General features: G+C 65.6%; 8 protein-coding genes. All 8 read left to right on the top strand.

Annotated features, from left to right (window positions below):
- The first annotated feature begins 65 nt into the window (after positions 1-65).
- The 8 genes from ntrB to LB569_RS17665 all read left to right on the top strand — a co-directional run bounded on the left by ntrB (position 66) and on the right by LB569_RS17665 (position 15,445).
- Positions 66-956: a nitrate ABC transporter permease gene (ntrB, locus tag LB569_RS17630; protein ID WP_224538954.1), complete on the top strand. Its 891-nt coding sequence runs from the start codon at positions 66-68 to the stop codon at positions 954-956.
- A 10-nt stretch (positions 957-966) separates the two neighbouring features.
- On the top strand, positions 967-1,764 hold the full coding sequence (locus LB569_RS17635; RefSeq protein WP_224693372.1) for an ABC transporter ATP-binding protein: 798 nt from the start codon (positions 967-969) through the stop codon (positions 1,762-1,764).
- A 4-nt stretch (positions 1,765-1,768) separates the two neighbouring features.
- Positions 1,769-4,219: a nitrite reductase large subunit NirB gene (gene nirB, locus LB569_RS17640; protein ID WP_224693373.1), complete on the top strand. Its 2,451-nt coding sequence runs from the start codon at positions 1,769-1,771 to the stop codon at positions 4,217-4,219.
- 5 nt (positions 4,220-4,224) lie between these two features.
- Positions 4,225-4,554, top strand: a complete 330-nt coding sequence (nirD, locus tag LB569_RS17645; protein WP_224693376.1) for a nitrite reductase small subunit NirD — start codon at positions 4,225-4,227, stop codon at positions 4,552-4,554.
- A gap of 1 nt (position 4,555) precedes the next feature.
- Complete coding sequence (locus LB569_RS17650) at positions 4,556-7,528, top strand: nitrate reductase (protein WP_224693378.1); 2,973 nt, start codon at positions 4,556-4,558, stop codon at positions 7,526-7,528.
- A 125-nt stretch (positions 7,529-7,653) separates the two neighbouring features.
- On the top strand, positions 7,654-9,051 hold the full coding sequence (locus tag LB569_RS17655; protein ID WP_224693379.1) for an MdtA/MuxA family multidrug efflux RND transporter periplasmic adaptor subunit: 1,398 nt from the start codon (positions 7,654-7,656) through the stop codon (positions 9,049-9,051).
- The gene (locus LB569_RS17660; RefSeq protein ID WP_224693380.1) at positions 9,048-12,164 is read left to right on the top strand and encodes an MdtB/MuxB family multidrug efflux RND transporter permease subunit; all 3,117 of its coding nucleotides are present in this window, start codon (positions 9,048-9,050) and stop codon (positions 12,162-12,164) included. The genes LB569_RS17655 and LB569_RS17660 overlap by 4 nt, the downstream gene beginning before the upstream one ends.
- Positions 12,161-15,445 carry an efflux RND transporter permease subunit gene (locus LB569_RS17665; RefSeq protein ID WP_224693381.1) on the top strand — a complete coding sequence of 1,095 codons (3,285 nt, stop codon included), beginning with the start codon at positions 12,161-12,163 and terminating at the stop codon, positions 15,443-15,445. Before LB569_RS17660 ends, LB569_RS17665 begins: the two co-directional genes overlap by 4 nt.
- Positions 15,446-15,524 lie beyond the last annotated feature (79 nt).

Here is a 15,524-nt window from a genome sequence, read left to right on the forward strand (position 1 = left end):
CAAACGGCGCCAGCGCCGTTCGTCGCTCAGTACCGCACCAGCACGCCACGGAGTATCCCAAGGACATGTCCATCCAAGCCGTCGAGGACACCAAGGTGAAAGCATTCCCGGCCAAGCCAGCCGAGGTGGTCGCCTTCACCGCCAAAGCGCGGCGCCGTATCGATCCGGTGGCGGTCGCCACCAAGGTGGCCAGCGCTCTCGTCCCGCCCGCCATCGTCATCGCCCTTCTGCTTGTCGTCTGGCAGGTCGCCTGCTCGTCGCCGACGGCAAGCCTGCCGCCGCCGAGCCAAGTGTGGAACGAGGCCTATGACCTGATCGCGCATCCATTCTTCGACAACGGCCCGCAGGATATCGGTCTTGCCTGGCGCGTGCTGATCTCGCTGCAGCGCGTCGCCATCGGCTTCGGCATGGCGGCGGTCGTCGGCGTCGCGCTCGGCGCGCTGGTCGGCCAGTCGGTCTGGGCGATGCGCGGCCTCGACCCGGTGTTCCAGATCCTGCGTACCGTGCCGCCGCTCGCCTGGCTGCCGCTGTCGCTCGCCGCCTTCCGCGACTCCAACCCGTCGGCACTGTTCGTGATCTTCATCACCTCGATCTGGCCTGTCATCATCAACACCGCCGTCGGTGTGCGCAACATCCCGCAGGACTACCGCAACGTCGCCCGCATCCTGCGGCTGAACCAGCTCGAATTCTTCGTCAAGATCATGGTTCCGGCCGCGGCGCCCTACATCTTCACCGGCCTGCGCATCGGCATCGGCCTGTCCTGGCTCGCCATCGTCGCCGCCGAAATGCTGACCGGCGGCGTCGGCATCGGCTTCTTCATCTGGGACGCATGGAACTCGTCGCGGCTGCCCGACATCATCGTCGCGCTCGCCTATATCGGCGTCACCGGTTTCTGCCTCGACCGCCTGGTCGCGGCGGTCGGCGCCTTCGTCACCCGCGGCACGACGGCAAAGTGAGGAGAGCGCCATGACCGCCTATCTCAAACTCGACCATATCGACAAATCCTTCGCTCGTGGCGGCCAGGTCAGCGACGTGCTGAGGGACATCAGGCTGACCATCGACAAGGGCGAATTCGTCTCCATCATCGGCCATTCCGGTTGCGGCAAGTCGACCTTGCTCAACCTGATCGCCGGCCTGACCAAGGTTTCCGCCGGCGCCGTGCTTTTGGAAGACAAGGAGGTCGACAGCCCCGGCCCCGAACGTGCCGTGGTGTTCCAGAACCATTCGCTGTTGCCGTGGCTGACCGTCTACGAGAACATCAACCTGGCGGTGGCGAAAGTCTTCGGCCGTTCGAAGAGCAAGGCCGAGCGGCATGACTGGATCATGCGCAATCTCGATCTCGTGCAGATGGCGCATGCCAGGGACAAGCGCCCGGCCGAAATCTCGGGTGGCATGAAGCAGCGCGTCGGCATTGCCCGGGCGCTCGCCATGGAGCCGAAGATCCTGCTGCTCGACGAGCCGTTCGGCGCGCTCGACGCACTGACCCGCGCCCATCTGCAGGACGCGGTGATGGACATCCACTCCAGGCTCGGCTCGACGACGATCATGATCACCCATGACGTCGACGAGGCGGTGCTGCTGTCCGACCGCATCGTCATGATGACCAACGGTCCGGCGGCGACCATCGGCGAGGTGCTGCCCGTGCCGCTGGCCAGGCCGCGCCGGCGCATCGAACTTGCCTCCGACCGCACCTTCCTGCGCTGCCGCGAGGCGGTGCTGAAGTTCCTCTACGAACGCCACCGCTTCGTCGAAGCCGCGGAGTAACCCCATGACCGAAAAACTCGTCATAATCGGCAACGGCATGGCACCCGGGCGCATGCTGGAGCATCTGCTGGAACAGGCGCCGGGCCGCTACGCCGTCACCATCTTCAACGCCGAGCCACGCGTGAACTACGACCGCATCATGCTGTCGCCGGTGCTGTCGGGCGAAAAGGCCTATGAGGAAATCATCATCCATGGCGACGGCTGGTACATCGCCAACGACATCACCCTCTACAAGGGCCACAAGATAGTCGCCATCGACCGGACGGCGAAGACCGTCACCTCCGACCACGGCGTCACGGAAGCCTACGACAAGCTCGTCATCGCCACCGGCTCGGTGCCGTTCATCATCCCGGTACCTGGTCACAATCTGCCCGGCGTGCTGACCTATCGCGACCTGGACGACGTCCAGGCGATGATGCTCGCCGCCCAGTCGCGCGCCAAGGCCGTGGTCATCGGCGGCGGGCTGCTCGGGCTCGAGGCGGCGGCCGGGCTGAATGCGCAAGGCATGGACGTGACCGTGCTGCATGTCATGCCGACGCTGATGGAGCGCCAACTCGATCCTGCTGCCGGCTATCTCTTGCAGCGCGCGGTGGAGCAGCGTGGCATCAAGGTCATCACCAAGGCCAACACAAAGGCAATCACGGGCGATGGCAAGGTCGAGCGGGTGGAACTCGCCGATGGCACAATCATCCCGGCGACGCTGGTGGTGATGGCGGTCGGTATCAGACCGAATTCGGCTCTGGCCAAGGAGGCCGGCATCGCCGTCAACAGAGGCATCGTCGTCGATGCCGGCATGCGCAGCAACGACCCCGACATCTATGCGCTCGGCGAATGCGCCGAAGTGGGCGGCATGGTCTACGGGCTGGTGGCACCGCTTTACGAGATGGCGCGCGTCGCCGCCCACCAACTTGCCGGCGACGAGAGCGCCGCCTTCGCCCACATGGACACGCCCACAAAACTCAAGGTCACCGGCATCGACCTGTTTTCGCTGGGCGACTTCGCCGAGGGCGAGGACCGCCAGGAGATCGTGCTACGCGACGCCTCGGCCGGTGTCTACAAGCGCCTGGTGCTCAAGGACGACCGCATCATCGGCACCGTGCTCTACGGCGAGACAGCGGACGGCGCCTGGTTCAACGACCTCAAGAAGAAACAGACCGACATATCGGAGATGCGCGATACGTTGATCTTCGGCCAGTCCTACCAGGGAGGTGCCCCGCTGGACCCTATGGCGGCCGTTGCAGCCTTGCCGGATGATGCGGAAATCTGCGGCTGCAACGGCGTCTGCAAGGGAAAGATTACCGGAGCGATCACGGGCAAGGGCCTGACCTCGCTCGACGACGTGCGCGCCCACACCAAGGCATCGGCGTCCTGCGGCTCGTGCACCGGGCTGGTCGAAAAGCTGATGGTACTGACCCTCGGCGACACCTATAACCCCGCCGCCGTGCAGCCCATGTGTTCCTGCACCACGTTCGGCCACGACGAGGTGCGCAGGCTGATCAAGGCCAAGCACCTGAAAACCATTCCTGCGGTGATGCAGGAGCTGGAGTGGAAGACCTCCTGCGGCTGCGCCAAATGCCGGCCGGCACTCAACTACTATCTCGTCTGCGACTGGCCGGACGAGTATGCCGACGACTACCAGTCGCGCTTCATCAACGAGCGCGTTCACGCCAACATCCAGAAGGACGGCACCTATTCGGTGGTGCCGCGCATGTGGGGCGGCGTCACCAATGCCGCCGAACTGCGCGCCATCGCCGACGTCGTCGACAAGTTCGAGATCCCGATGGTCAAGGTCACCGGCGGCCAGCGCATCGACATGCTGGGCATCCGCAAGGAGGATTTGCCGGCGGTGTGGGCCGATCTCGGCCAGGCCGGCTTCGTCTCCGGCCATGCCTATGCCAAGGGCCTGCGCACGGTGAAGACCTGCGTCGGCTCCGACTGGTGCCGCTTCGGCACGCAGGATTCGACCGGTCTCGGCATCCGCATCGAGAAATTCATGTGGGGCTCCTGGACGCCGGCCAAGGTCAAGATGGCGGTGTCGGGCTGCCCGAGAAACTGCGCCGAGGCGACATGCAAGGATGTCGGCGTCATCTGCGTCGACAGTGGCTACGAAATCCATTTCGCCGGTGCCGCCGGCCTCGACATCAAAGGCACGGAGGTGCTGGGCCAGGTCAGGACCGAGGACGAGGCGCTGGAGCACATCGTGGCGCTGACGCAGATGTACCGCGAGCAGGGCCGCTATCTCGAGCGCATCTACAAATGGGCCAAGCGCATCGGCATAGCCGAGATCAAGCGCCAGATCATGGACGATGCGGACAAGCGCGAAGCCTATTACGACCGCTTCATCTTTTCCCAAAAATTCGCCCAGGTCGATCCCTGGTCCGAGCGCGTGTCGGGCAAGGACAAGCACGAGTTCCGGCCGATGGCTTCGGTCGGGTTTGCGCAGGCGGCGGAGTGACCCCCATGAATTGGATCTCCATCGGCACCCTCTCCGACATCCCGCGCCGTGGCGCGCGCTGTGTCGCCACCCCGCAAGGCAAGATCGCCGTCTTCCGCACGGCGGACGACGCGGTCTTCGCCATTGACGACCATTGTCCGCACAAGGGCGGACCGTTGAGCCAGGGCATCGTCCATGGCACGGCGGTGACGTGTCCCTTGCACAATTGGGTGATCTCGCTGGAGACGGGCAAGGCGCTCGGCGCCGACGAGGGCACGGTGCGCACGATTCCGGTGAAGCGGGAAGGCGAGCGTCTGTTCCTCGCGCTGGAAGCGCTGGCCAGCCGCGCGGCCTGACATGGAAATCATCGAAACGCGCGAGGTGAGGACCACCTGCCCCTATTGCGGGGTGGGCTGCGGCGTGCTGGCGAAGATCGCCGCGGACGGACAAGTGTCCGTGCGCGGCGATCCCGGCCATCCGGCGAATTTCGGTCGGCTCTGCTCCAAGGGTTCGGCATTGGCCGAGACCATCGATCTCGACGGCAGGCTGCTGCATCCTGAAATCCACGACCGCCGCGCCGGCTGGAACGAGGCGCTCGACCTCGTCGCCTCGACCTTCTCGCAAACCATCGCCGAGCATGGGCCGGAAGCGGTTGCTTTCTATGTCTCCGGCCAATTGCTGACCGAGGATTACTACCTCGCCAACAAGCTGATGAAGGGTTTCATCGGCTCGGCCAACATCGACACCAATTCGCGGCTCTGCATGGCCTCGTCGGTTGCCGGCCACCGCCGCGCGTTCGGCTCCGACACGGTGCCGGGGACCTATGAGGATCTGGAACTGGCCGACCTGATCGTGCTGGTCGGTTCCAACCTCGCCTGGTGCCACCCCGTGCTCTACCAGCGCATCGCCGCTGCCCGGGAAAAGCGCCCCGAGATGAAGGTGGTGCTGGTCGACCCGCGCCGCACCATGACATCTGAGATAGCCGACATGCACCTGGCGATCGCGCCGGATGGCGATGTTGCCCTCTTCACCGGCCTGCTTGCCTGGCTCGGCCAGCACAACGCGCTCGACCGTGCCTATATCACGGCGCACACCACCGGCTTTGGACAGGCGCTGTTCGCCGCCTCGGCGCTCGATCTTGCAGGCGTTGCCGCGGCCACGGGCCTGAGTGAAGACAAGCTTGTCCGCTTCTACAGCCTGTTTGCCGCGACCGCGCAAACCGTGACCGTCTACAGCCAGGGCGTCAACCAGTCGTCGTCCGGCACCGACAAGGTCAACGCCATCATCAACTGCCATCTCGCCACCGGCCGTATCGGAAAACCGGGCGCCGGACCGTTCTCGGTGACCGGCCAGCCCAATGCCATGGGCGGCCGCGAGGTCGGCGGCATGGCCAATATGCTCGCCGCCCATATGGAGATCGAAAACCCTAGGCATCGCGAGCGGGTCGAGCGTTTCTGGGACGCGCCAACGATTGCGCGACGGCTTGGGCTGAAAGCCGTCGACATGTTCGGGGCGGTGGCCGATGGACGCATAAAGGCGCTGTGGATCATGGCCACCAACCCGGTCGATTCGATGCCGGACGCCGATGCCGTCGAAGCGGCGATCAAGGCCTGTCCCTTCGTCGTGGTGTCGGACGTGCTGGCCGAGACCGATACGGTCCGCCATGCCCATGTCCGGCTGCCGGCGGCGGCCTGGGGAGAGAAGGACGGCACCGTCACCAATTCCGAGCGCCGCATCTCCCGCCAGCGCGCGTTTTTGCCGACACCTGGCGAGGCGCGGCCCGACTGGTGGATCCTTGCCGAGGTGGCGCGCCGCATGGGCTTTGGCGAGGCGTTCGCGCATGCGACGCCAGCCGAGATTTTTGCCGAGCACGCCGCGCTGTCGGGGTTCGAGAATGACGGCGCGCGCGATTTTGATATTGGTGCGTATGGCGCCGTCGATGCTGTCGACTACGCAGCACTAGAACCATTCCAATGGCCAGCGCCGAGCCCAGGCGCCCCCCTCTGGCCTGCCGGCCATCTCCCCCTCAAGGGGGGAGATAAGCTGTCATCTCGGCCTTCGCCAATTTTCACCGTTGAAGAAAAAGTGCCAGCGCTGAAGCCGCCAATCTCCCCCCTTGAGGGGGGTGAGGAGTGGTCCGCGCAGCGGACGGGAAGCCAATTGCTTGGCTTTCCGAACGACGAACGCCCGGAGCGACAGCGTAGGGCCCGGTCCGGCAGGACAGAGGGGGGCGCTCAAGCTCGACTTCACGTCGAGGGAGGCGCTTACACTGGACCTTGGCCAGACGAAATCGCGTCGACCGGGCACCAGCCCACACGCTTCTTCGCCAACGGCAACTTCTACACGCCCGACCGCAAGGCCCGCTTCGTCGCCCTGCGCCCGACCGTCGACACCCGCACCACCCCCGACTTCCCACTCGTCCTCAACACCGGCCGCATCCGCGACCACTGGCACACCATGACGCGCACCGGCAAAAGCCCGCGCCTGTCGCAGCACATCGCCGAGCCCTTCGTCGAGATCCACCCCGAGGATGCGCAACGCCACGGCATCGGCGACGCCGACATCGCACGTGTCTCCACTCCGCGCGGCGAGGTGCTGGTCCGCGCGCTGGTGACCACGCGCCAGCGGCAGGGTAGCCTGTTCGCGCCGATGCACTGGACCGACCAGTTCGCCGCTAGGGGCCGGCTCGACACGCTCACGGCATCGCTCACCGACCCGGTGTCGGGCCAGCCGGCCCTGAAACACGTCGCGGCCCGCATCGAGAAATTCACCGCCGGGGCCTTCGGCTTTGCCGTGACACGCAAAAGGCCCGCGACGATGGCCGCCGACTATTGGGCGATAGCCAGATGCCGGGGCGGCTGGCGGGTCGAGCTTGCCTTTGCCCGTGACGATGTCGACTGGACAGCCTTGGCGAACTCGCTCTTCGATGCCGCGGATGCCGAAATTCTCGCCTATCACGACAGCGAGGCCGGCCAGCACCGCATTGCCGCCTTCGAAGGCGAGCATCTGGCGGGCGCCCTGTTCATCGCACCCGGTCCGGTCGCGGTGTCACGCCGCTGGGCGGCCGAGCAACTCGCCGAGATCCATGCCAGCCAGCGTCAGCGCTTCAGGATCGTCGCCGGCCGTGCCGGTGCCGAACGGCCCGATGCCGGCGCGACCGTCTGCTCCTGTTTCAATGTCGGGGTGAACCAGATCACCGCTGCCGCGGCAGCCGGCTGCACCAGCGTCGAAGCCATCGGCGCCACGCTGAAGGCAGGCACCAATTGCGGCTCCTGCCGATCCGAGATTCGCGCGATCATCGCGGCCCATCGGGTTCAGGCCGCTGAGTGAAGGCGACATGACCTCCGTTGGGCCGGCCTGAACCGGCCGCTGGCCGGGGGTCCAACCTGTCCAACAGTTAATTCGACTTGGCCGGGTTTCGGCCATATTGGTTGATGGGGGTGAAAGATGCCGCCATGGACCAGCAACTGGAAATGCCCCTGCAGACGACCGTCACGCCACGCCGTTCGCGTGGCTGGATTCCCTGGCTGATCTTCATTGCCATTGTCGCCGCCACTGGCGCCTACCTCTATCAGCGTCCGCATGTCGAGGCCAGGCAGCCCGGCGGCAGGCGCGGCGCGCAGCCGACGACGATCGGTGCCGCCGCCATCGAAAAGGGTACGATAGACGTCACCCTCAATGCCCTCGGCACGGTTACCTCCCTCTCCACCGTCACCGTCAAGTCGCAGGTCACCGGCCCGCTTGTGCAGGTCAATTTCAAGGAGGGCCAGGACGTCAAGAAGGGTGACCTGTTGGCCCAGATCGATCCCCGCCCCTTCCAGGCGGCACTCGCCCAGGCCCAGGGCCAGTTGGTACGCGACCAGGCCATGTTGAAAGATGCCCAGCTCGACCTCGTTCGCGATCAGAAACTGGTGGCTGAGGGCACCGCGACACCGCAGACTCTCGACGCGCAGGTCGCCCTTGTCGCCCAAGACCAGGGCTCCGTCCAGGTCGACCAGGCGATGATACAGACCGCCACCCTCAATCTCGACTATTGCCGCATCCTGGCTCCGGTCGACGGACGGGCCGGCCTGCGCCAGGTCGACGAGGGCAATTATGTGACACCTGGCGATGCCAACGGCATCGTCATCATCACGCAGGTGCAACCGATCAGCGTGCTGTTCACCGTGCCGGAGGATGAATTGCCGGCGATCGCGCAACGCATGCAGCAAGGCGCCACTCTGCCCACCACGGCCTTCGACCGCGCGGGCGCCAAGAAGCTTGCCGACGGCCAGCTCGAGACCTTCGACAGCCAGATCGACCCGAGCACCGGCACCATCAAGCTGCGGGCGGGCTTCGGCAACGATCAGCGCCTCCTCTATCCCAACCAGTTCGTCAACGTCGCGCTGCTCGTCGATGAGCATAAGGACGTGGCGATCGCGCCGATCGCCGCGATCCAGCGCGGCCTGCCCGGCACCTTCGTCTATCTGGTCAACCCCGACAGCACGGTGGCCGTGCGCAAGGTCACGCTTGGCGTCACCAATGGCGAGCGCGTGGAGATCCTCGCCGGCCTGAACCCCGGCGACCGCGTCGTCGTCGATGGCGCCGACAAGCTCCGCGATGGCGCCCATGTCAACCTTCAGCAGGACGGCCAGGCGCCGGCCCCGGCGACAGCGCCAAACCCTACTAGCCAGGCTCCTGAACCGGAACAGACACCCGCCCAGACCCTACCGGCATCCGCCTCATCGGACGGGCAGACGCCAGATGGGCAGACGACCGACGCACAAGCGCCGGACGGCACGGCACGCAAGCATCAGGGCCACAAGCATCGCCATGCACAAGCAGGACAGCCGGAGTCCGGGCAGCAGCAATGAGCCCATCGCGCGCCTTTATCCTGCGGCCGGTGGCGACGTCGCTGTTCATGGTCGCGATCATGCTGTCCGGCCTGTTGGCCTACCGCTATCTGCCGGTCTCGGCCCTGCCCGAAGTCGACTATCCGACCATCCAGGTGCAGACCTTCTATCCCGGCGCCAGCCCCGATGTGATGACCTCGTCGGTCACCGCGCCGCTGGAGGTCCAGCTCGGCCAGATCGCCAACCTCAACCAGATGAACTCGGTGAGTTCGGCCGGCTCCTCGGTCATCACGCTGCAGTTCAGCCTGGCGATCTCCCTCGATGTCGCCGAGCAGGAGGTGCAGGCCGCCATCAACGCCGCCGGCAATCTCTTGCCGGCCGACCTGCCGGCGCCGCCGATCTATGCCAAGGTCAATCCAGCCGACGCGCCGGTGCTGACGCTTGGCCTGACCTCGGCGACGATGCCGCTGCGCGACGTGCAGCAGCTTGCCGACACCAGGCTGGCGCAGAAGATATCGCAGCTGCCGGGCGTCGGCCTCGTCAGCCTGTCGGGCGGCCAGCGGCCGGCCGTGCGCGTCCAGGCCGACCCGCGCAAGCTCGCCGCCTACGGCCTCAACCTCGATGACCTGCGCACCACTTTGGGCAGCGCCAACGTCAACACGCCCAAGGGCAATTTCGACGGGCCCTCGCGGGCCTACACCATCAACGCCAACGACCAGCTGAAGAGCGCCGACGAATACCGCTCTCTGATCGTCGCCTACAGAAACGGCGCCCCGGTTCGACTGAGCGATGTCGCCGATGTGGTCGACGCCACCGAGAACAACCGGCTCGCCGCCTGGATGAACGGCACGCCGGCCATCATCCTCAACATCCAGCGCCAGCCCGGCGCCAACGTCATCGAGGTGGTGGACAGTATCAAGGCGCTGCTGCCGCAGCTCCAGGCCTCGCTGCCGAACGCCGTCGACGTGAAGGTGCTGACCGACCGCACCACGACCATCCGCGCTTCGGTGCGCGACGTCGAGTATGAGCTGACGCTTGCCATCATGCTGGTCGTGCTGGTCATCTTCGTCTTCCTGCGCAGCGCCCGCGCGACCCTCATCCCCAGCCTCTCGGTGCCGCTGTCGCTGGTCGGCACGCTGGGCGTGATGTACCTGTTCGGTTTCAGCCTCGACAATCTGTCGCTGATGGCGCTGACCATCGCCACCGGCTTCGTCGTCGACGACGCCATCGTCGTCATCGAGAACGTCGCCCGCTATGTCGAGGAAGGGGCGACGCCGTTGCAGGCGGCGCTGAAGGGTTCGCAGCAGATCGGCTTCACCATCATCTCGCTGACGGTCTCGCTGATCGCGGTGCTGATCCCGCTTCTGTTCATGGGCGATGTCGTCGGCCGGCTGTTCCGCGAATTCTCCATCACGCTCGCCACCACCATCCTGATCTCCGCCGTGGTGTCGCTGACCTTGGTGCCGATGGCCTGCGCCAAGCTGCTCAAACCGCTCGAGGCGGTGCGCGAGAACGCCCTGCAACGCGCCAGCCGCGAATTCTTCGACTGGGTGATCCGCGGCTATGGCCGGGCGCTGACCTGGGTGCTCGACCGCCAGACGCTGATGCTTCTGGTCGCGGCGGCGACGCTGGTGCTGACCGCTGTCCTTTACGTGGTCATCCCCAAGGGCTTCTTCCCGGTGCAGGACACCGGCGTCATCCAGGCCATCACGGAAGCGCCGCAGTCTATATCCTTCTCCGCGATGGCCGACCGCCAGCAGCAACTGGCCGCCATCATCCTGAAGGACCCTGATGTCGACTCACTGTCGTCCTTCATCGGTGTCGACGGCACCAACACCACGCTCAATGTCGGCCGCATCCTGATCAACCTCAAGCCGCACGAGGAGCGCACTGCCGGCATTACCGATGTCATCGAACGCCTGAAGCAGGAAGCCGGCGCCGTGGCCGGCGTCACGCTTTACCTGCAGCCGGTCCAGGACCTCACCATCGACGGCCAGATCAGCCGCACCCAGTACCAGTTCGTGCTCCAGGATGCCAATGCCGATGAGCTGGGGGAATGGACGCCGAAGCTGCTCACCAGGCTGAACACGCTGCCGCAGCTCGCCGATGTCGCCAGCGACCTGTCGAACAGCGGCCTTGCCGTCTTCGTCGACATCGACCGCGACCAGGCCGCGCGCTTCGGCATCACGCCGGCAACCGTCGACAACGCGCTCTACGATGCTTTCGGCCAGCGCATGGTCTCGACCATCTACACCACGTCGAGCCAGCACCGCGTCATTCTCGAAGCTGCCCCGTCCGCACAGGATTCGCTCAAGGCGCTGTCCTCCGTCTATCTGCCCTCGTCGACCGGCGGCGCGCCGGTGCCGCTGTCGGTGGTGGCAACCACCCATGTCGCCACCACGCCGCTGCAGATCACCCATCTGGGGCAGTTCCCCGCCACCACCGTCTCGTTCAACCTGGCGCCCGGCGCGTCGCTCGGCGAGGCGGTCACGGCGATCGAAAAGGCGCAGGCCGACATCGGCATGCCGCTTGGCATCATCACCAGCTTCCAGGGCGCGGCACGCGCCTTCCAGGCCTCGCTCGACAACACTTTGTTCCTGATCCTGGCGGCGGTGGTGACCGTTTATATCGTTCTCGGTGTGCTCTATGAGAGCTTCATCCACCCGATCACCATCCTGTCGACACTGCCTTCGGCCGGCATCGGCGCGCTGCTGGCATTGATGATCGCCGGCCAGGACCTGACCATCATCTCGATCATCGGCATCATCCTGTTGATCGGCGTGGTCAAGAAGAACGCCATCATGATGATCGACTTCGCGCTCGACGCGCAGCGCAACGAAGGCAAGGCGCCGCGCGAGGCCATCTACCAGGCCTGCCTGCTGCGCTTCCGCCCGATCCTGATGACGACCTTGGCGGCGATGCTCGGCGCGCTGCCTTTGATGCTGGGCACCGGCGTCGGCTCGGAACTGCGTCACCCCCTGGGCGTCTCCATCGTCGGCGGCCTGCTGCTCAGCCAGTTGCTGACCCTGTTCACCACGCCGGTGATCTATCTCTGGTTCGACCGCATTGCCGCCCGCATGCAAGGCATCGAGCCCAACCTGCCTCGCCCTCACGGCGCGGACGCCTCGCCATGAACCTGTCGGTTCCCTTCATCCGGCGGCCGGTGGCGACGACCTTGCTGACCTTCGGCCTGCTGGCGGCGGGACTGGTGGCTTACCCGCAATTGCCGGTGGCGCCGCTGCCGGCCGTCGACTACCCCGTCATCTCGGTGACCGCCTCGCTGCCGGGCGCCAGCCCGCAAGTGGTGGCCAACACCGTCGCCAGCCCGCTCGAGCGGCATCTCGGCGAGATCGCCGATGTCAACGAGATGACCTCGTCGAGCAGCGTCGGCAGCGCGCGCATCACCTTGCAGTTCGGATTGGACCGCGACATTGACGGTGCCGCGCGTGACGTCCAGGCAGCGATCAACGCCGCCCGCGCGGATCTGCCGTCCAGCCTGCGCTCCAACCCGACTTATCGCAAGGTCAATCCCGCCGACGCTCCGATCCTCGTCCTGTCGATGACGTCGGACACGCTGTCCAAGGGCCAGCTCTTCGATGCCGCCAGCACCGTTCTGGCGCAGAAACTCTCGCAGATCGACGGTGTCGGCGAAGTGTCGGTGGGCGGCAGTTCGCTGCCGGCGGTGCGCGTCGAGCTCAACCCGCAGGTGCTCTACGACTACGGCATCGGGCTGGAGGACGTGCGCGCCGCTCTCGCCTCGGCCAACGCCCATAGTCCGAAGGGCGCGATCGACGTCGGCGACCAGCGTTATCAGATCTACGCCAACGACCAGGCCAACCAGGCCGACGCCTATCGCTCCCTGATCGTCGCCTACCGGAAAGGCGCACCGGTGAGGCTTTCCGATGTCGGCCAGGTCAACGATTCCGTCGAGAACATCCGCAATGCCGGTCTTGCCAACGGCAAGCCAGGCGTGCTGATCATCCTCAACCGCTCGCCCAACGCCAACATCATCGAGACCGTGGACCGGGTGAAGGCACTGCTGCCAACGCTGCGGGCCTCGATCTCGCCGGCCATCGACCTGTCGGTGGCGCTCGACCGCTCGACCACGATCCGCGCTTCGCTGAGCGAGGTCGCGCGGACGTTGATGATTGCCATCGGCCTGGTGATCCTCGTCGTCTTTGCCTTCCTGCGCGATGTGCGCTCGGCGCTGGTGCCGATCGTGGCCGTGCCGGTGTCGCTGGTGGGCACGCTGGGCGCCATGTATGTGCTCGGCTTCAGCATCGACAATCTGTCGCTGATGGCGATGACGGTGGCAACCGGCTTCGTCGTCGACGACGCCATCGTGGTGCTCGAAAACATCGCCCGCCACACCGCTGCCGGCATGGGTCGCATGGAGGCGGCGATCAAGGGCTCCCGGGAGGTCGGCTTCACCGTGCTGTCGATGAGCCTGTCGCTGATCGCCGTCTTCATCCCGATCCTGCTCATGGGCGGCATCGTCGGCCGGCTGTTTCGCGAATTCGCGGTCACCCTGTCGGCGGCGATCCTGGTCTCGCTCGCCATATCGCTGACCACCACGCCGATGATGTGCTCGATCCTGCTGCGCCCCGATGGTGAACGCGAACACGGCCGGCTCTACCGCTTCAGCGAGCGTATCTTCGAGGCCATGCTGGGCTTCTATCGCCGGTCGCTGTCCTGGGCACTCGACAATCCGCTGCTGGTCATGGCGGTTCTGGTGGCAACGCTCTGTCTCAATGGCTACCTCTATGCCACCATCCCGAAAGGCTTCTTCCCGCAGCAGGATACGGGAAGGCTGACCGGCTCGATCCAGGCCGACCAGGCAACCTCCTTCCAGTCGATGTCGCGGAAGCTCACCCAGTTCGCCGACATCGTCAGCAAGGACCCGGCAGTCGACACCGCGGTCGGCGTCACCGGCGGCGGCCAGACCAATTCCGGCTACATGTTCGTCTCGCTGAAGCCGCTGGTCGAGCGCAAGATCTCCGCCGACCAGGTCATCGCCAGGCTGCGGCCCGAACTGGCAGTGGTGCCGGGCGCCACGCTTTTCCTGCAGGCGGTGCAGGATATACGCGTCGGTGGCCGCCAGTCGAACGCGCAATACCAGTACGCCCTGCAGGGCGACAGTTTCGACGAACTGGCGCAGTGGGCGCCGAAACTCGCGGCGGCGTTGCAGACCGAACCCAAGCTCACCGACGTCAACAGCGACCAGCAGAACAAGGGTCTGGAGGCCGACGTCACCATCGATCGCGATACGGCAACGCGCCTCGGCATTTCGGCAAGCCAGATCGACAACACGCTCTACGACGCGTTCGGCCAGCGCCAGGTGTCCACCATCTATGTCCAGCGCAACCAGTACCACGTCATCATGGAGGTGGCGCCGCAATACTGGCAGACCCCGGACGCGCTGAAAAAAGTCTATGTCAGCACGTCCGGCGGATCGGTCGGCGGATCGCAGTCGAGCAACGCGGTTGCCGGCACCTTCGTCGCACCCGGCAAGTCCACCAACGCCCAGTCGATCGCCGCCGACGCCGCGCGCAACCAGGCCAACAATTCCATCACCAGCACCGGCAGGGCCGCGGCTTCGACCGGTTCAGCTGTCAGCACCGGAGCCGAGACCATGGTGCCGCTGTCGGCCGTCGCGCATTACGGACCAGGCAGCACGCCGCTGTCGGTCAACCACCAGGGCCTGTTCGTCGCCACCACACTGTCCTTCAACCTAGCACCCGGAGTGGCGCTCAGCGAAGGCGTGGCGGCGATCAATGCGGCCGCCGACCGCATCGGCATGCCGGCCAGCATCCACGGCAGTTTCCAGGGCACGGCGCGCGTCTTCCAGGATTCGCTCTCCGATCAGCCGCTGCTGATCCTCGCCGCGCTGATTGCCGTCTATGTCGTGCTCGGCATCCTCTACGAAAGCTACGCGCATCCGCTGACTATTCTCTCGACCTTGCCCTCGGCCGGCGTCGGCGCCTTGCTGGCGCTGACCCTGTTCAACATCGAGTTCTCGATCATGGCGTTGATCGGCATCATCCTCCTGATCGGCATCGTCAAGAAGAACGCCATCATGATGATCGACTTCGCGCTGGCCGCCGAGCGCAACGACGGCAAGCCGGCGCATGAGGCCATTTACCAGGCGTGCCTGCTGCGCTTCCGACCGATCATGATGACGACCATGGCGGCACTGTTCGGCGCCGTGCCGCTGGCGATCGGCCTTGGCGAAGGCGCCGAGCTGCGCCAGCCACTGGGCATCGCCATTGTCGGCGGCCTGATCCTCAGCCAGATTCTGACCCTCTACACGACGCCGGTCATCTACATCTATGTCGACCGATTCGGCCGCTGGTGCAGGGGCTGGCGCGCCGCGACACCACGCTTGTGGTCGCACAGCCCGCAGCCGGGAGAATAACGCCCTATTGAACCGAAGTACGTCTGGACACAAATGTTGAAGACTGAAAAATGGGGAACGCAAACTCGCCATCCGAGTT

Source organism: Mesorhizobium sp. BH1-1-4, assembly GCF_020165665.1.
Classification (GTDB): domain Bacteria; phylum Pseudomonadota; class Alphaproteobacteria; order Rhizobiales; family Rhizobiaceae; genus Mesorhizobium.

Coding starts and splice junctions, on each gene's coding strand:
- ntrB (WP_224538954.1), top strand. CDS start 66: ATGTCCATCCAAGCCGTCGAGGACACCAAGGTGAAAGCATTCCCGGCC.
- LB569_RS17635 (WP_224693372.1), top strand. CDS start 967: ATGACCGCCTATCTCAAACTCGACCATATCGACAAATCCTTCGCTCGT.
- nirB (WP_224693373.1), top strand. CDS start 1,769: ATGACCGAAAAACTCGTCATAATCGGCAACGGCATGGCACCCGGGCGC.
- nirD (WP_224693376.1), top strand. CDS start 4,225: ATGAATTGGATCTCCATCGGCACCCTCTCCGACATCCCGCGCCGTGGC.
- LB569_RS17650 (WP_224693378.1), top strand. CDS start 4,556: ATGGAAATCATCGAAACGCGCGAGGTGAGGACCACCTGCCCCTATTGC.
- LB569_RS17655 (WP_224693379.1), top strand. CDS start 7,654: ATGGACCAGCAACTGGAAATGCCCCTGCAGACGACCGTCACGCCACGC.
- LB569_RS17660 (WP_224693380.1), top strand. CDS start 9,048: ATGAGCCCATCGCGCGCCTTTATCCTGCGGCCGGTGGCGACGTCGCTG.
- LB569_RS17665 (WP_224693381.1), top strand. CDS start 12,161: ATGAACCTGTCGGTTCCCTTCATCCGGCGGCCGGTGGCGACGACCTTG.